The organism is Campylobacter sp. IFREMER_LSEM_CL1085 (assembly GCF_025772235.1).
In the GTDB taxonomy this organism is placed as follows: Bacteria; Campylobacterota; Campylobacteria; order Campylobacterales; family Campylobacteraceae; genus Campylobacter_D; species Campylobacter_D lari_D.
Genome location: NZ_JAKMRU010000002.1, coordinates 112,708 through 138,951, shown reverse-complemented (window position 1 = coordinate 138,951; position 26,244 = coordinate 112,708). Strand labels below are relative to the sequence as shown.

The 26,244-nt window shown below is 27.6% G+C and carries 27 protein-coding genes and 1 tRNA gene; 20 read left to right on the top strand and 8 right to left on the bottom strand.

All coding sequences use genetic code 11. The features are described 5' to 3' along the window. The first annotated feature begins 104 nt into the window (after positions 1–104). From L8W56_RS01860 to L8W56_RS01850, 3 genes are all read left to right on the top strand, one after another. Complete coding sequence (locus L8W56_RS01860; RefSeq protein ID WP_263659235.1) at positions 105–1,280, top strand: YdgA family protein; 1,176 nt, start codon at positions 105–107, stop codon at positions 1,278–1,280. Further along, complete coding sequence (locus L8W56_RS01855; protein WP_263659234.1) at positions 1,277–2,467, top strand: replication-associated recombination protein A; 1,191 nt, start codon at positions 1,277–1,279, stop codon at positions 2,465–2,467. The genes L8W56_RS01860 and L8W56_RS01855 overlap by 4 nt, the downstream gene beginning before the upstream one ends. Before the next feature lie 47 nt (positions 2,468–2,514). Then, positions 2,515–2,590 (top strand) — tRNA-Val (locus L8W56_RS01850). 31 nt (positions 2,591–2,621) lie between these two features. On the opposite strand, the gene L8W56_RS01845 is transcribed toward L8W56_RS01850, so the two are convergent. From L8W56_RS01845 to L8W56_RS01830, 4 genes are all read right to left on the bottom strand, one after another. Beyond that, on the bottom strand, positions 2,622–4,616 hold the full coding sequence (locus L8W56_RS01845; RefSeq protein ID WP_263659233.1) for an AlwI family type II restriction endonuclease: 1,995 nt from the start codon (positions 4,614–4,616) through the stop codon (positions 2,622–2,624). Positions 4,617–4,623: 7 nt separating this feature from the next. Further along, the gene (locus tag L8W56_RS01840; RefSeq protein ID WP_263659232.1) at positions 4,624–5,541 is read right to left on the bottom strand and encodes a DNA adenine methylase; all 918 of its coding nucleotides are present in this window, start codon (positions 5,539–5,541) and stop codon (positions 4,624–4,626) included. After that, positions 5,526–6,545, bottom strand: a complete 1,020-nt coding sequence (locus L8W56_RS01835) for a DNA adenine methylase (RefSeq protein WP_263659231.1) — start codon at positions 6,543–6,545, stop codon at positions 5,526–5,528. The genes L8W56_RS01840 and L8W56_RS01835 overlap by 16 nt, the downstream gene beginning before the upstream one ends. Positions 6,546–6,717: 172 nt before the next feature. After that, positions 6,718–7,338, bottom strand: coding sequence for a DUF305 domain-containing protein (locus L8W56_RS01830; RefSeq protein ID WP_263659230.1), 621 nt, complete (start codon positions 7,336–7,338; stop codon positions 6,718–6,720). A gap of 122 nt (positions 7,339–7,460) precedes the next feature. On the opposite strand from L8W56_RS01830, the gene L8W56_RS01825 reads away from it, so the two are divergent. After that, the gene (locus tag L8W56_RS01825; protein WP_133319079.1) at positions 7,461–8,093 is read left to right on the top strand and encodes a hypothetical protein; all 633 of its coding nucleotides are present in this window, start codon (positions 7,461–7,463) and stop codon (positions 8,091–8,093) included. 2 nt (positions 8,094–8,095) lie between these two features. Here L8W56_RS01825 and ruvC read toward each other — a convergent pair whose 3' ends face one another. After that, complete coding sequence (ruvC, locus tag L8W56_RS01820; protein ID WP_133319080.1) at positions 8,096–8,572, bottom strand: crossover junction endodeoxyribonuclease RuvC; 477 nt, start codon at positions 8,570–8,572, stop codon at positions 8,096–8,098. 122 nt (positions 8,573–8,694) lie between these two features. Here ruvC and dnaA point away from each other — a divergent pair, with 122 nt between their 5' ends. From dnaA to L8W56_RS01755, 13 genes are all read left to right on the top strand, one after another. Then, complete coding sequence (gene dnaA, locus L8W56_RS01815) at positions 8,695–10,023, top strand: chromosomal replication initiator protein DnaA (protein ID WP_263659229.1); 1,329 nt, start codon at positions 8,695–8,697, stop codon at positions 10,021–10,023. Positions 10,024–10,155: 132 nt separating this feature from the next. After that, positions 10,156–11,223, top strand: a complete 1,068-nt coding sequence (dnaN, locus tag L8W56_RS01810) for a DNA polymerase III subunit beta (protein WP_263659228.1) — start codon at positions 10,156–10,158, stop codon at positions 11,221–11,223. Positions 11,224–11,232: 9 nt separating this feature from the next. After that, the gene (gene gyrB / locus L8W56_RS01805) at positions 11,233–13,551 is read left to right on the top strand and encodes a DNA topoisomerase (ATP-hydrolyzing) subunit B (RefSeq protein WP_115644741.1); all 2,319 of its coding nucleotides are present in this window, start codon (positions 11,233–11,235) and stop codon (positions 13,549–13,551) included. 275 nt (positions 13,552–13,826) lie between these two features. Continuing rightward, positions 13,827–14,024, top strand: a complete 198-nt coding sequence (locus tag L8W56_RS01800) for a hypothetical protein (RefSeq protein WP_133319083.1) — start codon at positions 13,827–13,829, stop codon at positions 14,022–14,024. A gap of 48 nt (positions 14,025–14,072) precedes the next feature. Beyond that, on the top strand, positions 14,073–14,744 hold the full coding sequence (gene ureB, locus L8W56_RS01795; RefSeq protein WP_263659227.1) for an urease subunit beta: 672 nt from the start codon (positions 14,073–14,075) through the stop codon (positions 14,742–14,744). Beyond that, positions 14,741–16,438, top strand: a complete 1,698-nt coding sequence (ureC, locus tag L8W56_RS01790; protein WP_263659226.1) for an urease subunit alpha — start codon at positions 14,741–14,743, stop codon at positions 16,436–16,438. Before ureB ends, ureC begins: the two co-directional genes overlap by 4 nt. After that, positions 16,438–16,905, top strand: a complete 468-nt coding sequence (locus tag L8W56_RS01785) for an urease accessory protein UreE (RefSeq protein WP_263659225.1) — start codon at positions 16,438–16,440, stop codon at positions 16,903–16,905. The genes ureC and L8W56_RS01785 overlap by 1 nt, the downstream gene beginning before the upstream one ends. 2 nt (positions 16,906–16,907) lie before the next feature. Beyond that, a complete protein-coding gene (locus L8W56_RS01780; protein ID WP_263659224.1) occupies positions 16,908–17,576 on the top strand; it encodes an urease accessory protein UreF in 669 nt (222 codons plus the stop codon). A gap of 10 nt (positions 17,577–17,586) precedes the next feature. After that, entirely contained in the window at positions 17,587–18,186 is a 600-nt protein-coding gene (gene ureG / locus L8W56_RS01775; protein WP_214125663.1) for an urease accessory protein UreG, read from the top strand. A gap of 1 nt (position 18,187) precedes the next feature. Continuing rightward, on the top strand, positions 18,188–18,940 hold the full coding sequence (locus tag L8W56_RS01770; protein ID WP_263659223.1) for an urease accessory protein UreD: 753 nt from the start codon (positions 18,188–18,190) through the stop codon (positions 18,938–18,940). 46 nt (positions 18,941–18,986) lie between these two features. Then, complete coding sequence (gene queF, locus L8W56_RS01765) at positions 18,987–19,373, top strand: preQ(1) synthase (protein ID WP_039617048.1); 387 nt, start codon at positions 18,987–18,989, stop codon at positions 19,371–19,373. Positions 19,374–19,425: 52 nt separating this feature from the next. After that, positions 19,426–20,070 (top strand): porin family protein, encoded by a 645-nt coding sequence (locus tag L8W56_RS01760; RefSeq protein ID WP_263659222.1) that lies wholly within the window; start codon positions 19,426–19,428, stop codon positions 20,068–20,070. A 9-nt stretch (positions 20,071–20,079) separates the two neighbouring features. Next, positions 20,080–20,289 (top strand): alkylphosphonate utilization protein, encoded by a 210-nt coding sequence (locus L8W56_RS01755; RefSeq protein ID WP_039617052.1) that lies wholly within the window; start codon positions 20,080–20,082, stop codon positions 20,287–20,289. A gap of 14 nt (positions 20,290–20,303) precedes the next feature. Here L8W56_RS01755 and thyX read toward each other — a convergent pair whose 3' ends face one another. After that, complete coding sequence (gene thyX, locus L8W56_RS01750) at positions 20,304–20,936, bottom strand: FAD-dependent thymidylate synthase (protein ID WP_263659221.1); 633 nt, start codon at positions 20,934–20,936, stop codon at positions 20,304–20,306. A 100-nt stretch (positions 20,937–21,036) separates the two neighbouring features. Between thyX and L8W56_RS01745 the strand changes: the two genes are divergently transcribed. The 3 genes from L8W56_RS01745 (at position 21,037) to L8W56_RS01735 (ending at position 24,882) form a co-directional block, all read left to right on the top strand. After that, a complete protein-coding gene (locus L8W56_RS01745; RefSeq protein WP_263659220.1) occupies positions 21,037–22,674 on the top strand; it encodes a CTP synthase in 1,638 nt (545 codons plus the stop codon). Next, the gene (gene recJ / locus L8W56_RS01740; RefSeq protein WP_263659219.1) at positions 22,664–24,235 is read left to right on the top strand and encodes a single-stranded-DNA-specific exonuclease RecJ; all 1,572 of its coding nucleotides are present in this window, start codon (positions 22,664–22,666) and stop codon (positions 24,233–24,235) included. Before L8W56_RS01745 ends, recJ begins: the two co-directional genes overlap by 11 nt. Positions 24,236–24,303: 68 nt before the next feature. Further along, positions 24,304–24,882, top strand: coding sequence for a lytic transglycosylase domain-containing protein (locus L8W56_RS01735; protein ID WP_220566962.1), 579 nt, complete (start codon positions 24,304–24,306; stop codon positions 24,880–24,882). Between the two features lie 8 nt (positions 24,883–24,890). Here the strand turns inward: L8W56_RS01735 and prfA are convergent, their stop codons facing one another. Both prfA and rpsT read right to left on the bottom strand, forming a co-directional pair. After that, a complete protein-coding gene (prfA, locus tag L8W56_RS01730) occupies positions 24,891–25,958 on the bottom strand; it encodes a peptide chain release factor 1 (protein ID WP_133319093.1) in 1,068 nt (355 codons plus the stop codon). A gap of 3 nt (positions 25,959–25,961) precedes the next feature. After that, a complete protein-coding gene (gene rpsT, locus L8W56_RS01725) occupies positions 25,962–26,225 on the bottom strand; it encodes a 30S ribosomal protein S20 (RefSeq protein ID WP_039617063.1) in 264 nt (87 codons plus the stop codon). Between the last annotated feature and the right edge of the window lie 19 nt (positions 26,226–26,244).

Sequence of the window (26,244 nt, the reverse complement as noted above, 5' to 3'; positions counted from 1 at the left end):
AATTATAAGTAAAAAAGTTAAGTAATGTATAAATGTGAGAATTTTATAAGCATTAGTTAGTAATAAAAATATATAATTTTTAAAATTTCACTTAAGGAAAATGAATGAAAAAAATCATCACAGGGGTTGTAGTAGTAATTTTACTAGTTATAGGGTTTTTTACCTCAGCTTCTTATATTAACTCAATCAATGAAAAAATCTTTGCACAAATGAGTCAAGATACAGCATATTATAATATTGAAGATACTAATTACACTAAAGGACTTTTAAATTCCAAAGGAAGTTTTATAGCTACACTTAATGATTTACCTTATAGTTTTAAAGTGAATGTGGATTTTTCCAATAATTTTTTTGCAAGTAATAATGCTATCGTTTCTATTTTAAATGAAAATGAAGACTTAAAAGGCATTTTTCCAAACGAAGAAATCTTTAAAATCTTAGTTAGCGTCAAAGGTGGTGACATTAACATCAATGCAAAAATAAATGATATTAATTTCACACGCAATGATACAAATTTAGTTTTAAACAATACATCATTTAAGATTATAGGTTCTGATGAATTTGTAAAAAATATGGAACTTAATCTAGGTTATGTTTTATTAGAACAACTATCTCATAAAGAAAAATTAGAAGCAAAAAATATCAAAATTTCTGAATTTCCTATACAAAAATTAAGTTTTAATGATATCTTTAGTCCTAGTAGAAATAGTGAGCAAAATATAAGCATTGATAGTGCTAGTTTTATAAGTTCTATTGCTTTTGACTTTGATAAATTAAAAATTTTTGCAAAAACAGCTCAAAATACTCAAAACGATTATGATAGCGTTTTAAAACTAGATTTAGCTAAATTTAATCTTGCAAATGAAAACTTTATGTTAAATAATATTAATTTAGATATGAATTTTAATAATCTTTCTAAAAAAGCTTATGATAGCTTAATGCAAAATTCAAACACTGATATTTTTTCTATGATGCTTTTGGCAAGTCAGTTTTTAAAAGCAAACCCACAAATCATCTTAAATAATCTAAGTTTTGAAAAAGAAGGTAAAAAATTTGACGCAAATGGACAAACTATTTTCACTGAAAACAATATAAAATCACAATTTCATGCAAACACAGAAATTCTTCCTAGTCAAATTTGGCCTGATTTTGCAAATTTTGATACTTATTTCGTAGATAATAATGGCTCTTATATGCTTGATTTTATCTATGATGATTCTAATAAAAGTGATGTTACAACTATCATTAATGGTGAAAGACTTACCATAAATCCACAATGACAAATTTAAGCTTAACTTTTCGTCCTAAAACTTTAGATGAGGTTTTAGGACAAGAAAATTTAGTAGAAATTTTTAAAAAATTCATACAAGTTTCAAAACTCCCTCATAGTGTATTTTTTGGCCCAGCAGGTTGCGGGAAGACTTCTTTTGCAAGAGCAATAGCGTATGAGTATAAACTAGACTTTTATGAGTTTGATGGAGGGAATTTTAAACTTGAAGAACTTAGAAAAATACTAGCTAAATATGAAAATTCTTTATATAAACCTTTGATATTTATTGATGAGGTGCATAGGCTTTCAAAAACCCAACAAGAAATGCTTTTAATCCCTTTGGAAAATCAAAAATGCCTTTTCATAGGCGCAAGCACTGAAAACCCCTACTTTACTTTAACTTCAGGCATAAGAAGCAGAAGTATGCTTTTTGAATTTAAAGGTTTAGAGTATAAAGACTTAGAAAAACTTGCCACAAAAGTGCAAGAAAAACTCCAATGTAAAATCGATGATGATGCTAAAGACTTTTTAATCACTTCTAGTGCAAATGATGCAAGAAGCTTTTTAAATTTATGTGAGTTTGCTTTGGCTTTAGATAGCACTCATATCACACTTGAAACTTTAAAAAAATTAAGAGCAAATGTTTTAAGCGATGGCACTTCAAGTAAAGATACACACTATAGACTAGCTAGTTCTATGATAAAAAGTTTAAGAGGAAGTGATGTGGATGCGAGTTTATATTATCTTGCGAGGTTAATTGATGGGGGTGAAAGTGCGGATTTCATCGCTAGAAGATTAGTGATATTTGCAAGTGAAGATATCTCAAATGCAAACCCACAAGCACTTAACCTAGCCACAAGCACACTCATAGCAGTAAAAAACATAGGCTATCCTGAAGCTAGGATCATCTTAGCTCAATGTGTGGTATTTTTAGCAAGTTCGCCTAAGTCAAACTCAAGCTATCTTGCTATAAATGAAGCACTAAATTATGTACAAAATAATCCTGCATTAAAAATACTTCCTTATCTTGATAATAATAACCCACAAAGAAAAAACTACCTTTATCCGCATGATTTTGGAGGATGGGTTAAGCAAAGATACCTAGAAAAAGATTTGAAATTTTATCATAGCAAAGGTATAGGTTTTGAAGCACAGCTAGATTTATGGTTAAATGATATGAAAAAAATTAAAAAGTGATTTTAAGCACAATGTAAAAATATTTTTATATAATTTTTGTTTTTTAAGGTTCCGTAGCTCAGTTGGTAGAGCACCACCTTGACATGGTGGTGGTCGTTGGTTCAAGTCCAATCGGAGCCACCATTTTTTATTTCTTTCGATCGGATCTATGAATTTAATTTTTTAGTTTATCTTTTATATATTTTACATACCATTCATCAGCATCCAATTCATCCAAATTAGTCTTATATGCTTCATCAAATAAAGAATAAAGTTCACTATATTTTTTATTATTTTTTATGATATTTTTTAATTCAATTGTTTCCAAAGGTATAATTTTCATTCCTTTAATTTTATTTGTACTATCACAAGTATCATAATATGTAGAATTTTTACGATTTCTAAAATCACTTAAAACATTTATGTCTAAATGTGTAGTTGAAAAAACACAATAAGAATTTATATTTCTTGTTGCCAAAAGATGCTGTCCCAAATGTCTTGAAACAGGTTCCATTTCTGCTCTTCGTTGATTTGTTTTATCTGTGAGTGTTGCTTCTAGAAGCAAAGTATGTTGTGGATAAAATTCATTTTCTTCGTATTCATAAACAATATCTGCTTCGCCACCGCCTGCATGAGATATAGGAAGAAAATCTGCGTCCATGGATAATTTCATATAATCTAAAATTTTACCTTTTCTTGCACTTATTTTGTACCATATAATACCTAATAAATATTCATATATAGTAGGAATATCAGCATTATTTGTAATATACTCTTTTATTATTTCATCTTCTCTTATTTCAAGATTATTTAATAATTCTATAAGTTTTTCATCACTAAATTTTTCATCAATTAACTTGTTAAATCTTTTATATCTTTGCTTTTCATACTCACTCATTGCATCATCAAGTGTTGAAATATTAAGTCCAAACTCACTATTTATAGAATCTATAATAATATTATCGCTTGACACAAAAAATGATGAAATTTCATTTAATTCGCAGTCTTTATATAAATTTTTATCTGAGATAAATGCATTTTTATATAAATCTTCTATTACTGTTTTAAAAAAATATTTTGGAATTATGTCAAGTTCAACTTTATTATTTCTAAATAAGAATATATTGCTAAGCCCTAAATAACGTCGATTTAAATCAGCATAATCTCTAAGAGTAGCTTTTGCTTTTAATAAATGCAACACTTTAAAAAAAGCTAATTTAAATTCATCCTCATTAGAAACTTTATCAAAAATACTAGGATTTAAAACATTACAAAGCTCTTTCTTTATCTTTTTTGTAGTTATTTTAGTAGTAAAAATAAATTTGCCCCATAAGTTTTTTAATTTTAATTTTCTTATAATGTTATATAACTTTATCAATGAATTTTCATCTTTTTGTTTCTGTAAAAATATAGCTTTTAATATTTCATAAACTTCAAAATAATCTAAATCATAACTTGGGCTTTTTCTATTCATTCCTATTTTACAAATTACATCTTTGTTAATTTGTTTTGAAGCTAAAAACCATTTCAATGCTTCTTGGTAATTTTCCATTTCCATTAAACGATTTATAATAATATCATCTATATTTATTTTATCATTTCTTAAATATGAAATTTGTGTTAAAATTTGTTCTGTATATTTTTTATTCGTACAAAGTGGAAGAAGATATACAAATTCATCATATTCTAAAAATTGATGTTTATTAAGTAGATAAAGTGCAATTATAAAAGGTTTAACACATTCATTTTCTATAGTAATATTAGTTTTCAAAAGTTGTTTTAAATATATAAAACTATCTTTTGAAATTTGCAAAAGATTATCTGTACTAAAATCTCTGCTTTCACTGACTTGTAAAAGTTTATACCCTACTTCTGTTAATTTTCTATTATTATCAATTAACCCTATATCAACAAGCCCTGAAGTTTTTTGTCTTGCATCTTTATCCTTATTATTTGCAACTCCAATAACAAAACCATTGTCTTTTAAAAAATCATAGTAATTAGATTGTAAAATTCTATTACCTATCCATTCTTGTCCTATATTTTTTGGTAGTTGCCAAAAATCATTAAGTAATTTTAATTGAAGTTCAATATTTTTATTAAAATTCTCAGTTCTAAAACTTGTAGTTCCTAAACTCCAGCAATAACTTTTATATCTAAAATTTTCCATTTTATTCCTAATAATTAATAATTAATACCTCATCACTTGTAAAATTTTTATCTTTAATTTGATAATTAGAATTTGAATATTTATGTTTTAAATGATGAACTTTATATTTTTTATTTTTTAACCAATGCTTTAATATTTCATTAGTTTTTCCTTTACTAGATAAAACATTTGAAAGAGCAAATCTTATATTTTGATTGTCTAATTTTTCTAAAAAATCAAGCAAGTCTTTTTCATCATTCTCATTCCAACTACTATTTTCATTATAGGTTGCACAAGTAATTAAATAAGGTGGATCAATATAAACAAAATCATTTTTTTCTAAATTTTGAATATTAAAATTTCTAAAATCAATACAAGAAAAATAACAATTTTGTTCTTGTATTCTTTCAATAAAATTAATAAGTTTTTGCTCCATTTTAGTATTAAAATCTCGTTTTCCAACAGGTAAATTAAAATTACCTTTTGAATTAAATCGGATTTGATTATTGAATGCATAAACAATCATCACATAAAACATTATATAATAGTCAAAAGATGTATTATTTTCTGTATTAAAATCATTTCTAAGCTTTAAATAGCCATTTTTATTATACTTACTCAACCCTTTAGAGCTATCACATTTATAAAATTCATATCCATACTTACTAACAATAGACAAATCATATTTCTCAATTATTTTATAAATTTGTTTTAAAATATTTTCACTATCCATTTTTTTAAAAAAATTATATAAATCATAGAGTTTTATATTGATATCATTATATATTGTCTTTTTACTTTTTACATTTAAACCTACATTACAACCCCCGCAAAACAAATCAATAAAAGTATTAATATTCTTAGGAAATAATGGCAAAATTTGAGGAAGTAATCTAAATTTTCCACCAGTATAATTTAGCGGTGAAGCAATTAACGGCATTTGCATAAAAACAACCTTTCATAATTGTCTTTAATATTTGATTTACCTGTACTAAATGCTTTGTGTTCTTGAGAAAAAATACTCACTTCACCTCTTGTGCTTAATGATTGTATTATAACTTCATCACTTATCTTCGCATTTGAACGATTATTACCTTTAGTAAACATATTATTATAAGATAATAATATATATTTTGCATTTATATTTGATATTAAATTAACAAAAGTATCATTTGCAGTATTACTACAATATTTACTTTTAATCATACTTCTATCCATTTTACGGGCTACACCAAAAACCTGTGGTTTTTTCCAAGTAGCTATATTTTCTAATAAATGATAAGTGTCACTATATTGTCTAGAATTATAAGGAGGATCGATATAAATTAAATCTGCATAAATTTCTTCTATAAGTTCATTTGCATCTTTATTAAAACATCGATTATTAGTGTTTAATTTATTATAAAATTGTGGTAGAGTAAGATTAATTTCATTAACTAGTTTTGCATTTTTTCTATAAGCATCGTAATGTCCGCATGTAGCTGCTATTTTATCCATTGCATATATTAATGAAGTAATTAAAATAGCTTTTTCTTTTTCATTAATTTTATCACTTTCTTTTAAATTTTCAATACTTTCACGAATAAAACCTATTTTAGAACACACTTTAGCACTAAAATAAGTATCAGCAAAATTTTCTCTCATATAATTATTTTCATTTTTATCATATTTATTAAAATCATTTAACAAAAATTTTATTTTATTTTCATCATAATTTTCAGGACTAAACCATGCAACATTACAAAAATAATTACTTTGTAAGATATCGTTTGTATAAATTATTTTATCTATAAATGCGCTAGCAACTACTCCCGTTCCTGAAAATATATCAGCAACAGACTTTATATTTTTACAGTTTTTATTTGTAATGTTTAAAATAAATGGTAAAAGTTTTGTTTTGTTGCCTAAATAACGACGAGAACTAATATTAAAACTTGATAACGTAGTCATTAATATCCAAAATATAAATTTTATATAATTATATACTAATCTATATAAGATATATTGAATTTTAAATAAAAGCTAGTATTTAGTATTTAATTAATATCTAAAAATATTATTACTTTTATTTTTAGATAAAAGTAATAATATGTTCTTAGAAATTTTACTAAACTACCTATTTTTACATATATTTTAACAAATTCGTAAATTCTTGGATTTCTTTTTCTTGATCTAAGATGATTTTTTTAGCAATATCAGTGATAGTTTTGTCTTTAGAATAAAATAAAATTTGTTTTGAAGCATCTACTGCACCTTGATGATGTGCTATCATCGCTTCTAAAAAGTCTTTATTGATGTTTTTGCTTTCTTTAACCGAACTCATTAAAATCATCATTTTTTGCATTAACTCTTTTTCTTCTTGAACGAATTTTTTATAAGTTTCTTCATCAATTTGAGTTTTTGTATAAAGATTTTTATCTAGAATTTCTTGAAATTCTTGGATTTCTTTTTCTTGAACTTTTATGATATTTTGAGCGATTTTTTTCATCTCTTCACTTTTTGTATGTTCTAATAAAAGCTTAGATGAGTCAATAGCACCTTGGTGATGTGGAATCATATTAGCTAAAAAATCTCTTTCTATGTCATTGCTTTGTACTAAAGGATTTTTCATCATAGGTTCATGCATACTCATCATGATTTGTGATGAAATACTTCCAGAAGCTCCATGATGAGCATGATGAGAATTTGCAGCAAATAAAGCACTTGCTAAAACTAAACTTGAAACTATAATTTTAATTTTCATTTTTTTCCTTTTTTTAAAATAACTTTGGAATGTTATAAAAATTATATAAACTAAAATTAACAAAGAAAAAAACATTTTTTTGTTATAATCTATAATACTAAAAAAAATAATAAGGATGTTATATGCTAAAAGAACTACTTGAAATAAAAAAAGAAATGGAACCTATAATTCATGATTGTTCAGTAAAAATTCAAGTAGCCGCAAGAGAAGTAATCGTAAGAAAAAGAGAATATGAAATCTATGGTCCTATGATAGATAGAGTATATCTTGATAATGCTATATATATAAAAGTTTTTGGTAGTGGGCGTGATACTAAAAGCACTAAAGTAGATATTAAAAATGGACTTTATATGGTTTATGTAGCACCTGATAAACCTACTAATCAAGAAATTATGAATAAACTAAAAATAGCATTTGAAAGTATAGATAATAAATTCATCTCAAGAATTTTAGAACTCAATAGAAGAATGAAAGAAGTGATTAATAAAACTCAAGCAACCCTAGCAAAAGCATCAAATATGAATGTTTTGATAGAAACAAATCTAGGCGAAGCTACCGCGGCACATAAATTTGTAATAACTATTAAATATTTAAAAGATAATCAAAAATTAGAATTAAAAAATTCAAAATCTGCAGGAAGTTTTAGAGATACCAAAAATCATATCAACCTAGTAGTAGAAAAAAATACTGATTCTGCTGTATGTGAAAAACTTCTACATGATGTTGAAATTTATTTTATAGGAAATGGAAAGTAAAATCACTTTTTTACTCTCAAATTTGCTAAATGCGTCAAAGCTACTGCGATAGCATCGGTAATATCAAGTGGCTTGATGTCTTTTGAAATTCCAAGTAATCTTTTTACCATAAAAGCTACTTGCTCTTTAGTAGCTTTTGCTTTACCTGTTACGGTTTTTTTCACTTGTAAAGGTGTGTATTCTGCAAATTCTCCATGAATTTGTAAGATTTTTAAACTCAAAGCTCCACGAAATTGTGCTAGTTTTAGAACCGTTTTTGGATTATAAGCAAAAAATATATCTTCTATAGCTACCTCATCAAACTGATGATTTTTAAAGATTAGATCAAGTCCTTCACATAATTCTGTGATTTGATACTGTAAATCATTGGGTTTGATTTTGATAAGTCCTGCTTCTATGAGTTGATTTTTATTATTTATTTTTTCTACAATAGCATATCCACAATATCTAGAACCAGGATCTATCCCTAAAACTTTCAAACTTTTCACCTTTTTATTCACATAGATGTGAAATTTAAATTTTTATGTGAATAATTTTAACCATTTTTTATAAAAAATAAGCTAGAATTTTAAGTTTTACATCATAATTTATAAGAATAATAATGAATATAAAAGATTTTTTATTTGAATTTAAAACTGAAATTAGCAATAACGAATACAATACTTACATTTCTCACTTACAATTTAGTGAAAAATTAAGTAAAAATAATATCTTAGTATTTATTGCACCAAATCATTTTTTGGCTAAATTTATACAAACAAAATACGCACAAAAACTAGCTTATTTTTATGAAGTAAAAACAGGGATTAATCCTCAAGTTAAAATCATAACAAATGATCAAAAGATAGAGAAAAAACATTTTTCTACAGATATTTCACAGATTAAATTTCAAAGTACTATTTTAAATCCTTCTTTTACTTTTGAAAGCTTTGTTGTAGGAGATTCTAATCAATTTGCCTATGCAACTTGCAAAGCTATTACCGATAAAAGCAAACTTGGAAAATTATACAACCCTATCTTTATCTATGGCCCTACAGGACTTGGAAAAACTCACTTGCTTCAAGCTGTCGGAAATGTGTGCTTAGATAATGGATATAAGGTTATTTATGCTACAAGTGATAATTTTATCAATGATTTTACCATGCATTTAAATAACAAAACTATGAGTAAATTTCATGAAAAATACAAAAATTGCGATGTTTTACTCATCGATGATGTGCAGTTTTTAGGTAAAACAGATAAAATTCAAGAAGAATTTTTCTTTACTTTTAATGAAATAAAAGAAAAATTTGGACAAATCATCATGACAAGTGATAATCCTCCAAATATGTTAAAAGGTATAACAGAACGCTTAAAAAGCCGTTTTGCAAATGGGATCATCGCAGATATCACTCCACCTCAGCTTGATACAAAAATCGCAATTATCAAGAAAAAATGCGAATTTAATGCTATTTATCTCAAACCTGAAGTTATAAGCTACATCGCTACTTCAATGGGAGATAACATCCGAGAAATTGAAGGTATGATTACAAATCTAAATGCCCAAGCAAGGCTTTTTAATCAAGAAATCACTTTAGAAATCGTTAAAAGCTTTATGAAAGATCACATTAAAGAAACAAAAGAAAATATTAGTGTTGAAGACATACTTGCTGATGTTTCAAAAAGCTATAATCTTAAATCAAATGATATAAAATCAAATAAAAAAACACAAAATATCGTTATGGCAAGAAGGGTTGTGATATATTTAGCAAGAGAGCTTACAACTATGTCTATGCCTCAACTTGCTAGATTTTTTAATATGAAAGATCACACTGCCATTTCACATAATATTAAAAAAATTCAAGAGTTAATGAGTGAAAATGAAAACCTAAAAGCCATAGTAGATGAATTAAGAAATAAAATTTTAACAAAAATAAAAAGTACCCTGTGAATAAAAGTGAAAAATAAAAAATTTTATTCTATGAGTAAAATTTCTATAAAAAAAGGCTTTTAAAAAGCATTTCACATTTTCACATTGCTTATTATTATGATAAAATAAATTTAAAAAACAAAGGAAGTAAAAATGAAAATTAGCATTAATAAAAACACTTTAGAATCTGCCATAGTTTTAACTAACTCTTATGTAGATAAAAAAGACTCAAGCAACATCGCTTCTCACTTACTTTTTGAAGTAGTTGAAGATAAATTAATCATAAAAGCAAGTGACTATGAAATAGGTATTAACTATAAAATCAAAAAAATCAAAGTTGAAAGTGCAGGTTTTGCAACTGCTAATGCTAAAAGTATTTTAGATATCATTAAAAGTTTAAATAATGAAGATGTGGTCTTAGAAACTATAGAAAATTTCCTTTTTATTAGACAAAAAGGAACTAAATATAAACTTCCTATGTTTAATTATGAAGATTTTCCAAATTTCCCAAGCACTGAAGGAAAAGATAAATTTGATATTGATTCAAGTGATTTAAGTAGATCTTTGAAAAAAATCCTACCTGCAGTTGATACAAATAATCCAAAGTATTCTTTAAATGGTGCTTTACTTGATATAAAAACAACCCACATTAGCTTTGTAGGAACAGATACTAAACGCTTAGCAGTTTTTACACTAAATAAAACAAATGAAAAAGAATTTAATCTTTGTATCCCTAAAAAAGCTATTTTAGAAATGCAAAAAATCTTTTTTGAAAAAATTGAAATTTATTATGATGAAAATATATTGATTGCAAAAAATGATAATTTTGAGTTTTTCACAAAACTTATTAATGATAAATTCCCTGATTATGAAAGAGTAATTCCAAAAAATATTACAAAAGAATTTATTTTTAAAACAGAAGAATTTATGGATGCATTGAAAAAAATCAATGTAATTACTGAAAAAATGAAATTAAATTTCCATAAAGATAAACTTGTATTTGAAGGTATTAGTTTAGATAATATGGAAGCAAAAACTGAACTTGAAATGGAATTAAACATAGATGAAGAATTTAATCTTTGCATTAAAAATAAATTCATCACTGATTTTTTAAATTCTATTGAAAGTGAAACATTCAAACTTAGCATAAATGAACCTCATATGGCGTTTTTAGTTTCAAGTGAAGAATTACAAACAGTAATTATGCCAGTTATTTTATAAGGAAAATAAATGCAAGAAAATCAAAATTATGGCGCAGGAAATATTAAAGTTTTAAAAGGCTTAGAAGCTGTTAGAAAACGTCCTGGTATGTACATAGGTGATACCAACATAGGCGGTCTTCATCATATGATTTATGAAGTAGTGGATAATTCTATCGATGAAGCTATGGCAGGTTTTTGTGATACGATTAATGTAGAAATCACCACAGAAGGTTCTTGTATAGTAAGTGATAATGGTAGAGGAATTCCTGTGGGAATTCACCCTACTGAAAATATCCCTACTTTAACTGTAGTTTTAACCGTGCTTCATGCAGGTGGAAAATTTGATAAAGATACTTATAAAGTTTCAGGTGGTTTACACGGGGTTGGTGTAAGCGTTGTAAATGCTTTATCAAAAAAATTAGTTGCTACAGTGCATAGAGATGGAGAAATTTATCGCCAAGAATTTTCAGAAGGTAAAGTTACAAGTAATTTTGAAACCATAGGTAAAAGTAAAAAAACAGGAACAATCATAGAATTTTGGCCAGATGATCAAATTTTTGAAGTGACTGATTTTGATTATGAAATTTTAGCTAAAAGATTTCGTGAACTTGCATATTTAAATCCAAAAATTACTATAAATTTTAAAGATAACCGCGTAGGAAAAGCAGAAAGTTTTCATTTTGAAGGTGGTATAAGTCAGTTTGTTACAGATTTAAATAAAAAACAAGCTCTAACTAAGGCTATATTTTTTAATGTAGATGAAGAAGATGTAAATGTTGAAGTAGCATTGCTTTATAATGATAGTTATAGTGAAAATTTACTTTCTTTTGTAAATAATATCAAAACTCCAGATGGTGGAACGCACGAAGCAGGTTTTAGAATGGGCTTAACTCGTGTTATTAGCAATTACATTGAAGCAAATGCTAGTGCTAGAGAGAAAGACTCTAAAATCACAGGTGATGATGTAAGAGAAGGTTTAATAGCAGTTGTAAGTGTTAAAGTACCTGAGCCACAATTTGAAGGACAAACTAAAGGAAAATTAGGTTCAAGTTATGTTAGACCTATAGTTTCTAAGGCTTCTTTTGAGTATTTGACAAAATATTTTGAAGAAAATCCTATTGAAGCAAAAGCTATCATGAATAAAGCTTTAATGGCAGCTCGTGGTAGAGAAGCAGCTAAAAAAGCTAGAGAATTAACCCGTAAAAAAGAAAGTTCAAGTGTAGGGACTTTGCCAGGAAAATTAGCTGATTGTCAAAGTAAAGATCCAAGTGAAAGTGAAATTTATTTAGTTGAGGGTGATAGTGCGGGAGGTTCTGCAAAACAAGGTAGAGAAAGAACTTTCCAAGCGATTTTACCTTTAAGAGGTAAAATACTCAATGTTGAAAAAGCAAGACTAGATAAAATTTTAAAAAGTGAACAAATTCAAAATATGATCACAGCTTTTGGTTGTGGTATTGGTGATGAGTTTGATATAGAAAAACTAAGATATCATAAAATTATCATTATGACAGATGCTGATGTAGATGGTTCTCACATACAAACTTTGCTTTTGACATTTTTCTTCCGTTTTATGAATGATCTTGTAACAAATGGACATATTTATTTAGCTCAACCACCTTTATATCGCTATAAAAAAGGTCAAAAAAAAGAAATTTATCTAAAAGATGAAAAAGCTTTAAATGATTATTTGATCGAAACAGGTATAGAAAGTTCTACTTATGAGGGTATAGGATTAAACGATTTAAAAGATTTTCTAAAAATCGTTGCAGCTTATAGAAGTGTTTTAAAAGAATTAGAAAAAAGATTTAATGTAATTTCAGTGATTAGGTATTTGATAGAAAATCCTGATTTGATAAAAGCTTCTAATGAAGAATTATTTAAAGTCATAAAAGAATTTTTAGAAAAACAAAATCACAATATCTTAAATTCATATATCAATGAAAATGAAATTCGTGTTTATGTACAAACTGAAAATGGTTTAGAAGAGCTTATCATCAATGATGATTTATTTGCTAATCCTTTATATGAAGAGGCAAATTATATTTATCAAAAAATTAAAGATAGAGACTTAAAATTTGATAAAGATATTTTAGAAATTTTAGATGAAGTTGAAAAAAATGCTAAAAAAGGTGCTTATATACAACGCTATAAAGGTCTTGGTGAGATGAATCCTGAACAACTTTGGGAAACAACTATGGATCCAAGTAATCGTCGTTTGTTAAAGATCACCATAGAGGATGCTCAAAGAGCAAATGATACTTTCAACCTTTTCATGGGTGATGATGTAGAACCACGCCGTGAGTATATACAAGCTCATGCTAAAGATGTTAAACATTTGGATGTTTAATTTTTAAATGATTTTTTTAACTGGAGGGCAAGGTCATAGTGGAAAGACCTTGCTTGCTCAAAGACTTCTTGAAAAATTGTCCTTTTAGAGTAGATGAGGATGAAAAAATAACTGATTTTTTGTTTCCTATTGTAGATGGTATGATTTAAATTTGTATAGAAAATAAACAAAATTTAATCATTGAAGGATTTTATCTTACTCCAAAAAAGTTACAAAAATTTCAAAATCATTCTGATATTAAAATACTTTATATCGTTTTTTCAAAAGAATATATTTTGCAAAATTATGAATTAATCTATCAAAATGAAAATGTTATAGAAAAGCGTTTATTTAGTGAAAAAGAAGAAATAAACACTCTTATTTTAAATCATCAAAAATTTAAAGCTCAATGTGAAAATTTAAATCTTCCTTTTATAGAAATTCAAAAAGACTATAAAATAGAATTAAAAAATGTAATAGAATTTTTTGCTTAAAAGCAAGCAAATAGTTATATAATATCTAAAAAATTTATAAGGATTAAAATGCATTTTACTCAGCAGCAATTGCAACGATTAATGCTTCATTATGCAGGGAAAATCGCTAAAGATAGAAAAGAGCAAAAAATAAAATTAAATTATAATGAAGCTTTAGCTTATATATGTTATGAATTAATGGAACTTGCAAGAAAAAATTTAAGTGTGAGTGAATTGATGAGCATAGGGAAAACTTTACTTACAAGTGAAGATGTGATTGATGGTGTTGCAAGTATACTTGAAGAAATTCAAATAGAACTTCCTTTTGAAGATGGCACAAAATTAGTTACTATACATGAGCCTATAGCAAATGATGATAAAATAAAAGCTGGAGAGATATTTTTATCATCAGAATTTATTGTGCTTAATGAAAATAAAACTTCTATAGAAATTAAAGTAAGCAATAAAGGTGATCGTCCTATACAAGTTGGTTCGCATTTTCATTTCTTTGAAGTTAATCGCTTTTTGTCTTTTGACAGAGAAAAAGCTTATGGTAAAAGGTTAAATATCGCTTCAGGAACAAGTGTGAGATTTGAACCAGGTGAAGAAAAAACAGTAAGTTTAATAGAATTTGGTGGTTTAAAAAAGGTTTTAGGTTTTAATAATCTTTGTGATGATTTTATCAATGATGAAAATAAAACTAAAGCTTTATCAAAAGCAAAAGAGAAAGGATTTCTTTGATTAAGATTAGCAAAAAAGACTATGTGAATATGTATGGTCCAACAACTAATGATAGAGTAAGATTAGCAGATACAGATTTGATTTTAAGAGTAGAAAAAGATTATACTTTATATGGCGAAGAAGTTAAATTTGGTGGTGGTAAAAATATTAGAGATGGTATGGCTCAAAGTGTAAGTGAGGGAGAATTTCCGGATTTAGTTTTAACTAATGCTTTGATTGTTGATTATACCGGTATTTATAAAGCAGATATTGGGATAAAAAATGGCTATATAGTAGGTATAGGAAAAGCAGGCAATCCTGATATACAAGATGGAGTTGATCCTAGCTTAGTTATAGGCACAAGTACAGATATTATCGGTGCAGAAGGTTTAATAGTAACTTCAGGTGGTATTGATACTCATATACATTTTATCTCCCCAACTCAAATTGAATGTGCCTTATATAGTGGTGTTACTACTATGATAGGAGGTGGCATAGGACCAAGTGAGGGAACAAATGCTACAACTTGCACAAGTGGGGCTTATCATATACATTCTATGTTAAAAGCTACGCAAAATTACCCTATGAATTTTGGCTTTTTAGGTAAAGGAAATTCAAGTAATAAAAATGCTTTAAAAGAGCAAATCATAGCCGGTGCATGCGGCTTAAAAATTCATGAAGATTGGGGTGCTACTTCTAGTGTGATTGATGCTAGTTTAAATATAGCTGATGAAATGGATATACAAGTAGCTATCCATACAGATACTTTAAATGAAGCAGGTTTTGTAGAAGATACAATTAAAGCTATTAATGGTAGAGTTATCCATACTTTTCACACTGAAGGTGCAGGTGGTGGCCATGCTCCTGATATTATTAAAATGGCAGGTTTTGAAAATGTTTTACCTGCAAGTACTAATCCTACTATGCCTTTTACTAAAAATACCATTGATGAACATTTAGATATGCTTATGGTTTGTCATCATTTAGATAATAAAATCAAAGAAGATGTTGAATTTGCAGATAGTAGAATTCGTCCTGAAACTATAGCAGCAGAAGATAAACTTCATGATATGGGTGTTTTTAGCATTATGAGTAGTGATTCTCAAGCTATGGGACGCGTAGGTGAGGTGATTTTAAGAACATGGCAAAGTGCTGATAAATGTAAAAAAGAATTTGGTGCCTTGAAGGAAGATAATGATTTAGATGATAATTTCCGTATTAAACGCTACATAGCAAAATATACTATAAATCCTGCTATTGCACATGGGATTGATAGTTATGTTGGTTCTATTGAAGTAGGAAAATTTGCTGATTTAGTGCTTTGGCAACCTAAATTTTTTGGAGTAAAACCAAAGCTTATTTTAAAAGGTGGCTTGATAGTAGGTGCAAAAATAGGCGATGCTAATGCTTCTATCCCAACACCTGAGCCTATTATCTATGAAAAAATGTTTGGTGCAAATTTAAATGAAAATGCTTTACATTTTGTTTCTAAAGCTTCTTTAGATGCTAATATACCTGAAAAATTAAGCTTAAAAAGAAAATGTGTTGCAGTAAAAAATTGTAGAAATATCACTAAAAAAGACTTAAAATTTAATGATAAAGTTCAAGATATAGAAGTAAATCCACAAACTTATGAAGTAAAAATAAATGGTGAGCTTATTAGCTCTAAGAGCGTTGATTCTTTAGCTTTAGCTAGAAAATATTTTATGATTTGATGATTTTACTTCAAGATAAAATAACGCATTATGATTTAAATAAAGAATGCGATTTTTTAGAGCTTAGTTGGTTTGATACTTTTAAAAAGATATTAAGAACAACTACTTTAAAAGGACTAGATGTCGCTATAAAAATGCCTGGTAATAAAGGTTTAAATCATAATGATTGTTTATATGATGAGGATTTTTTGATTTTAGTGAAGATTAAACCTGAAAAGGTTTTAAAAATTCACATAGAAAATGAATACAACCTTGCTTTAATAAGTTATCAAGTGGGCAATATGCACTTAAATTTATTTTATAAAGATCATAAACTTCTTACTTTAGAGCAAAACTCTATTATAAGATTTTTAGAAAAATTTAATATAAAATACGAAAAATGTGAGGAAATTTTAGAGCCAAAATATATGCTTGATATGCCAAGTTTTATCCAAGTTGATCCAAATTTTAAACTTATTAAAGAATAAAGATGAATAAATTAAATTTTTTACTTTTACAAATTAGTGATTCTTCTTTTCCTATAGGAGCTTTTTCACATTCTTTTGGTTTAGAATCTTATGTGAATTTTGCTTATATAAAAAATATAGAAGATGCTAAAAAAGTTTTAAAAACTCAGCTTTATTCTAATATTTTGTATTTTGAACTTTTAGCTTTGAAAATAGCTTATGAAAACGCAAATGATGTAAAAAATTTACTAATTTATCAAAGAAAGTTTTTATCAAGTATAGTTGCAAAAGAACAAAGTCAAGCTTATGTTTTTCTAGCTAAACGCTTTGTAAAAAATGTCAGTCTTTATGGATTATCAAATCCTTTATTAAATCAATACATTAAAGGAAATCAAACTCCTATTTATCCTTTTGTATATGCTTTATTTTGTAAAGATAATGAGCTTGATTTTATGTATGAAAGTTTTTTGTTTGCTTTAATGAGTAATTTTGTTAATATTCTTGTAAAAATCGTGCCTTTATCACAAAATGAAGGACAGATTTTACTTTTTCAATTACAGCAAGATTTTCAAAAGGTTCTTTCTAAATTACAAAATTTAACTTTAAAAGATTGGTGTGAAAATCATAATGTCTTAAATGATTATTTGGGTATAAAACACCAAAATTTAGCATTTAAAATTTATATTTCTTAAAAGGGTTATAATGGTTAAAATAGGCATAGGTGGTCCTGTAGGTAGTGGTAAAACAGCTTTAGTATTAAATTTATGTCAAGCTTTAAAAGATGAGCTTTCTTTGGCTGTAATTACGAATGATATTTATACAAATGAAGATGCAAATTTTTTAATCAAACAAGGCGTTCTTGAAAAAGAAAGAATCATTGGAGTGCAAACTGGAGGTTGTCCTCATACAGCCATTAGAGAAGATGCTTCTTGTAATCTTGAAGCTGTTGAACTTTTACAAGAGCGTTTTAGTGATTTAGATCTTATTTTTATAGAAAGTGGTGGAGATAATTTATCAATGACTTTTTCACCTGAACTTGTGGATTTTTTTATCTTTGTTATAGATGTTGCTCAAGGAGAAAAAATTCCACGCAAAGGTGGTCCTGCTATTTGTAGATCTGATTTAATGATTATCAATAAAATAGACTTAGCTCCTTATGTGAATGCTTCTTTAAAAATTATGCAAGAAGATACTTTAAAAATGCGTGGAGATAGACCTTTTATCATGAGTAATCTTCAAACTAAAGAAGGTTTAGATGAAATCATTACTTGGATTAAAAAATACACACTTTTAAAGGATTGATTTGTTTGCTCAAAAGAGTGTTTTTAAACTTACATTAGATACTATCAATGAAAAAACTATCATAAAAAATTCTTTTTTCACACCTCCTTTTAAGCTTATGAGGAATTTTTATGATAAAAAATTGACTAGTATATATGTTTTAAACTCTAGTGCTGGAATTTTTAAAGAGGATCATTTAAGTTTTGAAATCATATGTAAGAAAAGTACAAACACCGCTATACTCACACAAAGTTATGAAAAGGTATATGATACTAAAGATTCTTTTGCGAGTAAAAATATTGATTTTACTCTTGAAGAAAATGCAAGCTTTTTTTATATGCCAAAGCCACTTTTGCTTCAAGAAAATGCAAATTTTATACAAAATACAAAGATTAATCTAGCTTCTTTTTCAAGATTAGTTTATGTTGATTTTGTCATTTTTGGTAGAGTGGCTATGGATGAAAAATTTGCTTTTAAAAATTATGAGAGTTTAACTCAAATTTATAGAAATGATACTTTAATTTTAAATGATAAAATTAAAATCAATCCTTCTTATATGAAAGAAAATGATTTAAATTTTTTTGCAAATCATACGCATTATTTGAGTATTTATCTTTTTGGATACGATGAGTTTTATGAAGAATTAAAAGCTTCATTTGACGATATAAATCAACTTTTTTATGAGGGTTTGTGTATAAAAATTCTTAGTAATGAAAGTGAAAAATTACTTTTACTTCAAGATAAGCTTTTTAAATTTTGTCAAAATAAAATATAAAATATTGTGGTATTATAAAGTTTTAAAAACAAACTAAGGATTATAAATGCGATATGGTGAAAAAGAAATCAAAGAATTTAGTGTAGAAAATATGGAAGTTTGGCCAAATGATGCCAAAAATGATTATGTGATTAAAATCACTTTACCTGAATTTATGTGTTGTTGTCCGCGTAGTGGGTATCCTGATTTTGCTACAATTTACTTAGAATACATTCCAAATAAATTAGTAGTAGAACTTAAAGCAATCAAACTTTATATTAATACCTTTATGTATAGAAATGTTTCACATGAAGCAAGTATTAATGAAATTTATAATACTTTAAAAGAAAAACTTGATCCAAAATGGATAAAAGTAGTAGGTGATTTTAACCCTCGTGGTAATGTTCATACCGTGATTGAGTGTAGATCTGATTTAGTGGTACCACAAAATTAAGTTTTTATTAAAAATAAAAGGATATATTAAGTCTTATTTTAAGGAGGAAAATATGAAATTAAAATTATTTAGTTTAGTTGCAAGTGTTGCTTTGGTTTCAAATTTAGCTTTAGCTGATGAAAATTCAGGAATATTATTAGGTATTGATGCTGGTTGGTTTCATACTAAGGTAAAATCTGATCTTGATCATACTAAAAATAATAAAAAATTTAATGGTGATTTAGAAGGTAATGTTCCTGTTTTTGGTTTAAGAGTTGGTTATCGTTTTAGTGAAAACCATAGAATTTATGGTGCTTATAATTATTCAAGCGAATTTAGTGATGTAATCAATACTACAAAGTTTAAAATTGATGGAGAATTTACTACACATAAGTTTTTGCTTGGTTATGATTTTACTCCAAAAATCTTTGAAAAAACAAGAGCTGTTTTAGGTGTATATGGTGGCTATGCAAGAACGGATATTACTTTAAAAACAAGCTTTTTATCATTATCTCAAGATTTTGATGGTTATACTTATGGAGCAAAAATCGGTGCTTTATATGAGTTAAATCAAGCAAATGAAATTGAGTTTGGTTTTAAAGCTGAGCAAACTCATTATAATACAAGAAATTTCTACCAAAGTAAGGTAGGTTCAAACTTTTACGATCCTAAACAAACAAATTATGGTCTATATCTAGGATATACTTATAAATTCTAAGGAGAATATATGCCAAAAGATGCAAATGGAACTGAGCTTAATGCAGGTGATAGTGTAAGTGTTGTGAAAGATTTAAAGGTAAAAGGTGCAAGCACTACTTTAAAGCGTGGCACGACTATAAAAAATATTAAACTTACAAACAAAGACACTGAAATTGAAGCTAAAGTAGATAAATTTGGTGTGATTGTTTTGAAAACTGAATTTCTTAAAAAAATATAAGTAAAAATTCCCAATTAATCTTGGGAATTTTCTTCTTGATAAACACAATGCTTAAAAATAAATTGATGTTCCTCAGGTAAGTTTTCAAATAAAGCATTTGCTAAATTTCTTATCTCCCAAAGAGCTGATTTTGAGCTTCTTAGAGTGATAAAATTTTGCAAACTTCTTGCATTAATCGTTAAAGTTAATTCTGTTTTATAGCTTTCTGGTAAGCAGTATTTTGCTATATCTAAACTAATGCTATTTTGCAAAATCAAACGCAGATTTTCTAAAGCTTTGATACTTGCATTATCCACTACTTCATTTCCGGTTAATACTAAGTATCTTTTAGCATTTTCAAAGTCATTTTCTTTAAATTCGCTTTCATTTCTTAGTTCTTTTAAAGTATATCTTGTGCTTTTTACACTAGGACTAGTGTGGCGGTGTCTTGCAACTTCTTGTAAACATGCTCTTGAAATACCTTGTATATAAAAAGTATAGTTTAAATGCTCTAAGGTTGAAGCATGTTTGAATTTATTTCCCACTCGATCGATTAATTCTTTGTCTTTCTCACCACCACAATCACCTTTGTCAAAACTTTGCCAACATGTTCTTGTTGCATGAGAGCATACAGAAAGTGGAGTATGATTTAATAATGTGATTTTCATCGAAAATTTCCTTCAAAAATAATTGAATTTTACACAAATGTTTATAAAAATAAAATTTTTTATTCGTTATAATTTTAAAAAAAGAAATTAAGGTTATTTTATGAAATTAAAACAAACTAAATATATTTTTGTAACCGGTGGTGTTTTAAGCTCATTAGGAAAAGGTATAGCAGCAGCATCTATTGCTACTATTTTAAAAAATTCAGGTTTAAAAGTAAGTATTTTAAAAGCAGATCCTTATATTAATGTAGATCCTGGCACGATGAGTCCTTTAGAGCATGGGGAAGTGTTTGTAACTGAAGATGGAGCTGAGACAGATTTAGACTTAGGACATTATGAGAGATTTTTAAATGAGAATTTAACTCAAGATAATAACTTTACCACAGGAAGAGTTTATCAAAGTGTTATAGAAAAAGAAAGAAGAGGAGATTACTTAGGAAAAACTATACAAGTAATCCCTCATATAGTTGATGAGATAAAAGATCGCATTAAAAAGGCCGGAGTTGATAAAGATATTTTAATCGTTGAAATAGGTGGCACGGTAGGAGATATAGAAGGCTTACCATTTTTAGAAGCTATTAGAGCTTTAAAACTTGAAGTGGGTAAATACAATGCTATTAATATTCACTTGACTTTAGTGCCATTTATCAAAGCAGCAGGAGAACTTAAAACAAAACCAACTCAACATAGTGTGGGAGAATTACGCCGTATAGGTATAAGCCCTGATATGATCATTTGCAGAAGTGAAAAATCTTTAGATAGAGAGTTAAAAGACAAAATCGCAATTTCATGCGGAGTTGAAAAAAACTGCGTTATAGAAAGTGTGGATGCAGCTAGTATTTATCAAATTCCACTAAATTTTTTAAAACAAGATATTTTAAATTCTATTGCAAGTTTATTAGATCTTCAAAATTTAAAGCCAAGTATGAACGAATGGGATTCTTTAGTAAAAAGAGTCATCGCTCCAAGTAATGAACTTAGTATCGCTTTTGTAGGAAAATATGTAGATTTAAAAGAAAGCTATAAAAGCTTAACAGAGGCCATTATCCATGCAGGTGCAGCACTTGATGCAAGAGTAAATTTAAAATGGATTGATAGTGAAAAATTAGAAAATGCAAATGTCGAAGAAAGCTTTAAAGATGTAAATGGGATTTTAGTAGCAGGTGGTTTTGGCTACCGTGGAGTAGAAGGAAAAATCAAAGCCATACAATATGCAAGAGAAAATAAAATTCCATTTTTAGGAATTTGTTTGGGTATGCAGCTTTCTTTAGTGGAATTTGCACGCAATGTTTTAAAACTAGAAGATGCAAATTCTCACGAGTTTAATCCAAATTGTAAAAATCCTATCATCTTTTTGATTGATGAATTTATTGACGCAAGTGGAGAAAAGCAAATTAGAACAAGTAAAACTCCACTTGGTGGAACTATGCGTCTTGGAGCTTATGAGTGTCATATCAAGCCAAATACACTTTTAAGTAAGGTTTATGATAATCAAAAAAGTGTAAAAGAACGCCACCGCCACCGCTATGAAGCTAATCCAAAATATAAAGAAATGTTTGAAAAAAATGGGCTTATTATAAGCGGGGAAAATGAAGGTTTAGTTGAGGCTGTAGAGCTTAAAGATCATCCATTTTTCTTAGCAGTGCAGTTTCACCCTGAATTTACTTCACGCTTAGTTAGGGTTAATCCGGCTATTTTTTCTTTTATCAAGGCATCTTTAACAAATCATGCTAAATAAAGCCAAAATAAAAGAAATTTTACACCAGCGTTTTATTAACGATACACATGTAAAGCTTTGTGATTTACCTATGCCATCTTGTTTAAAAGATGTCTATAAGGGTGCTTTGCGTATTAAAGAAGCGATTGAAAAAAATCAAAAGCTTGCTATTGTTGGAGATTATGATGTAGATGGGGTGATTTCTTGTGTGATTTTATCTGAATTTTTTGATGATATCGGATATGACTATGTGGTAAAAATTCCAAATCGTTTTAAAGATGGATATGGTCTAAATGAAGAAATCATCAATGAACTTAATGGGGTAGATTTAATCATCACTGTAGATAATGGTATAGCAGCTTTTGATGCAGCAGAGCTTTGTTTACAAAAAGGAATTGATTTAATCATTACCGATCATCATATGCCTCCAGCTACTTTACCAAAAGCTTATGCGATCATTAATCCTAAACAACAAGATTGTGAATTTCCTGATATTGAAATTTGTGGTGCTCAAGTGGCTTGGTATTTAGTTGCTGCTATAAAAGAAGTATGTAAGATTAATTATAATATGTGTAAATTTATAGAGCTTTTATCTATCGCAATTATCGCAGATATGATGGAGCTTAGAGATTTAAATAGAGCCTTAGTTAGAAAAGGCATAGAGTGTATTAATGATTCAAAACGAGTTGCATTTAAAGCTATCAAGCAGTATTTTGGTAAGGATAAATTTGAGCTTGATAATATTAGTTTTTTAATTGCACCTTTGATTAATAGTGCAGGTAGAATGGATGATGCGATTATTTCTTATAAATTTTTGCATTCTAAAAATATTAATGAGGTTATGGGTTATTTAGAACAAATCATTACTTATAATAATAGCCGTAAAGATGAAGAGCGCGAGCTTTTTAAACAATGTTTAGAACAAGTTGATGAAAATGATCCTGTGATTATTGTCAATGGTCAAAATTGGCATGAGGGTGTTTTGGGTATAGTTGCAAGTCGTTTAGCAAAGCATTTTAACAAGCCTGCCTTTGTTTTTTCAGAATGTGAGCAAAAGGCTAAAGCTAGCGTTAGAAGCGTGGGTAGGATAGATATTTTAAATGTTATAGAACAAGCTAAAGAATTTGTTTTAAGCTATGGTGGACATAAAGGTGCAGCTGGAGTTTTAGTCGAGCTTGAAAAATTTGGTATTTTTAAAAATAAGCTTTATGAAATTTGTCAAAATATCCCTAAAGATGATTTTTACAATACTGATGAGGTTTTAGGTAGTATTGATCCAAATGAAGTTGATTTTGAACTTTTAGAGATATTGGAATTTTTTGAACCTTTTGGGCATAAAAACCCAAGACCATATTTTAAATTTGATAAGCTTTTTGTAAAAAACAAAAAAAGACTTGGTAAAGATGAAAATCATATAAAACTTATTTTAACACAAGGAAATAAGACTTTAGAAGCTTTATTTTTTAACTTTGATTATGAGCCAGAAATTGGTGAAAATATTGATTTTATAGCTAGTATTTCTAAAAATAATTTTAGAGGATTAATCACCCCTCAACTTACTATAAAAGAAATTCTTAGATAATTTATTAACTTATTTGCATAATTTTTATTTATAAATTTGCTATAGCATAAGTACTATAAAGGAGTAAAATGTTAAAAAGGATTTTATTATTAGCAATATTTTTTAATTTTACTTTTGCTTTTGATACAAAAATTTTTATAGGTGATACTTATATACCTGAAAATTTTTATAAATATGATAAAGATTTTAAAATCGCAGCTAGAAAGTATAACATACCCATGGCATTACTTAAAGCCATAGCTTTGACAGAGAATGCAGCTTATGAACATAATATCATTGGTAGAAATAAAAATCAAACAAGAGATTATGGTTTAATGCAAATTAATAGCATTCATTTAAAGCGTTATGGTGTTAGCGAAAAGGAGATTGTAAAAGTTAGTGCAAATATAGACATAGCAGCAAGATTACTTTATGAAATTATACAACGATATGGGTTTAATTGGAATGCTATTGGAAGATATCATTCAGCAAATGATAAATATAAAAATATTTGGCTTGATAAAGTAATGAAAAATTTAGTTGCTATAGTTTTAAAAGATAGTAAAGATCTTTTTGTAATGGAAAAATTTAGAGCTTTTAAATTAGTTTCGCTTTTGATAAATGTTGATAAAGAACAATATAGAATTTTATTAGCAAGCAATAATTAAAACAAGAATTATAAATTTTCTTGTTTTAAAGCCTCTGCTTGATAATAAGCGATTAATGGCTCAATGATTTCATCAAAAAGTCCACCTTCTAAAATCGCATCAAGTCTATATAAAGTAAGATTTATTCTATGATCACTAATTCTATTTTGAGGGAAATTATAAGTGCGTATGCGTTCGCTTCTATCGCCACTTCCAACTTGTGATTTTCTTGCTTGACTTTCTTTAGCTAAGCGTTCTTGTTCTTGCATTTCAAAAAGTCTTGCCTTTAAGACTTTCATGGCACTTTCTTTGTTTTTATGTTGGCTTTTACCATCTTGATTTACTACAACTATACCTGTTGGAATGTGAGTGATTCTTACAGCACTATCTGTGGTATTTACGCTTTGACCACCATGACCGCTACTACGCATTACATCGATTTTTAAATCATTTGGATTGATTTGAATTTCAACATCATCAACTTCAGGCATAATAGCCACTGTAATAGCTGAAGTATGAACTCTACCTTGAGATTCTGTTTCAGGTACTCTTTGAACCCTATGTGTGCCACCTTCGTATTTTAGCCTTGAATAAGCTCCATTTCCTTTGATAAGAATGATGATTTCTTTAAATCCACCTACGCTACCTTCACTTGAGCTGACTATTTCGTATTTATAATCACGATTTTCAGCATAGCGTATATAAGCTTTTACTAAATCCCCAACAAATAAAGAAGCTTCATCGCCACCTGTGCCTGCACGAATTTCTAAAAAGATATTCTTATCATCGTTTGGATCTTTAGGTAATAAAAGAATTTTTAATTTTTCTTCAAGTTGTGGCTTTAAAACTTCGAGATTTTTAAGTTCTTCTTTTGCAAGTTCACCTAGTTCAGGATCAGATAAAAGAAGTTTATTTTCTTCTATATCATCTAAGGTTTTGAGATATTCTTTTGCTTTTTCTACTATGGGTTCTAAATTTTTTTGCTCTTTAGATAGAGCTGTCATTTTAGAAATATCATTAGAGATATTAACATCACTAAGAAGAGTATTTAACTCATCAAAGCGTGCTAAAAAAGGTTTGAGTTTATCAGCTAACATTAATTATGCTAATTTGTTTACCAATAATGCTAATCTGCTAACACGGCGTGATGCAGTTTGTTTTTTCAAAAATCCGCGACTTACCATAGCGTGAATGCTTTTATTAGCTACTTTTAATGCATTTTGTGCAGCTTCTTTATCGTTATTTGCCGCTGCTTCACGAACCGCTTTTGTAATGTTTTTTAATCTTGTTCTATAAAATCTATTTCTTTCAGTTCTTTTGATAGTTTGTCTTGCTCTTTTTTCAGCAGATTTATGGTTTGCCATAATTTTCCTTTTTTATATA

Bases quoted from the DNA above. Each gene is read 5' to 3' on its own strand.
- L8W56_RS01860 (WP_263659235.1), top strand. From the start codon at position 105: ATGAAAAAAATCATCACAGGGGTTGTAGTAGTAATTTTACTAGTTATA.
- L8W56_RS01855 (WP_263659234.1), top strand. From the start codon at position 1,277: ATGACAAATTTAAGCTTAACTTTTCGTCCTAAAACTTTAGATGAGGTT.
- L8W56_RS01845 (WP_263659233.1), bottom strand. From the start codon at position 4,616: ATGGAAAATTTTAGATATAAAAGTTATTGCTGGAGTTTAGGAACTACA.
- L8W56_RS01840 (WP_263659232.1), bottom strand. From the start codon at position 5,541: ATGCAAATGCCGTTAATTGCTTCACCGCTAAATTATACTGGTGGAAAA.
- L8W56_RS01835 (WP_263659231.1), bottom strand. From the start codon at position 6,545: ATGACTACGTTATCAAGTTTTAATATTAGTTCTCGTCGTTATTTAGGC.
- L8W56_RS01830 (WP_263659230.1), bottom strand. From the start codon at position 7,338: ATGAAAATTAAAATTATAGTTTCAAGTTTAGTTTTAGCAAGTGCTTTA.
- L8W56_RS01825 (WP_133319079.1), top strand. From the start codon at position 7,461: ATGCTAAAAGAACTACTTGAAATAAAAAAAGAAATGGAACCTATAATT.
- dnaA (WP_263659229.1), top strand. From the start codon at position 8,695: ATGAATATAAAAGATTTTTTATTTGAATTTAAAACTGAAATTAGCAAT.
- dnaN (WP_263659228.1), top strand. From the start codon at position 10,156: ATGAAAATTAGCATTAATAAAAACACTTTAGAATCTGCCATAGTTTTA.
- gyrB (WP_115644741.1), top strand. From the start codon at position 11,233: ATGCAAGAAAATCAAAATTATGGCGCAGGAAATATTAAAGTTTTAAAA.
- ureB (WP_263659227.1), top strand. From the start codon at position 14,073: ATGCATTTTACTCAGCAGCAATTGCAACGATTAATGCTTCATTATGCA.
- L8W56_RS01785 (WP_263659225.1), top strand. From the start codon at position 16,438: ATGATTTTACTTCAAGATAAAATAACGCATTATGATTTAAATAAAGAA.
- L8W56_RS01780 (WP_263659224.1), top strand. From the start codon at position 16,908: ATGAATAAATTAAATTTTTTACTTTTACAAATTAGTGATTCTTCTTTT.
- ureG (WP_214125663.1), top strand. From the start codon at position 17,587: ATGGTTAAAATAGGCATAGGTGGTCCTGTAGGTAGTGGTAAAACAGCT.
- queF (WP_039617048.1), top strand. From the start codon at position 18,987: ATGCGATATGGTGAAAAAGAAATCAAAGAATTTAGTGTAGAAAATATG.
- L8W56_RS01760 (WP_263659222.1), top strand. From the start codon at position 19,426: ATGAAATTAAAATTATTTAGTTTAGTTGCAAGTGTTGCTTTGGTTTCA.
- L8W56_RS01755 (WP_039617052.1), top strand. From the start codon at position 20,080: ATGCCAAAAGATGCAAATGGAACTGAGCTTAATGCAGGTGATAGTGTA.
- thyX (WP_263659221.1), bottom strand. From the start codon at position 20,936: ATGAAAATCACATTATTAAATCATACTCCACTTTCTGTATGCTCTCAT.
- L8W56_RS01745 (WP_263659220.1), top strand. From the start codon at position 21,037: ATGAAATTAAAACAAACTAAATATATTTTTGTAACCGGTGGTGTTTTA.
- recJ (WP_263659219.1), top strand. From the start codon at position 22,664: ATGCTAAATAAAGCCAAAATAAAAGAAATTTTACACCAGCGTTTTATT.
- L8W56_RS01735 (WP_220566962.1), top strand. From the start codon at position 24,304: ATGTTAAAAAGGATTTTATTATTAGCAATATTTTTTAATTTTACTTTT.
- prfA (WP_133319093.1), bottom strand. From the start codon at position 25,958: ATGTTAGCTGATAAACTCAAACCTTTTTTAGCACGCTTTGATGAGTTA.
- rpsT (WP_039617063.1), bottom strand. From the start codon at position 26,225: ATGGCAAACCATAAATCTGCTGAAAAAAGAGCAAGACAAACTATCAAA.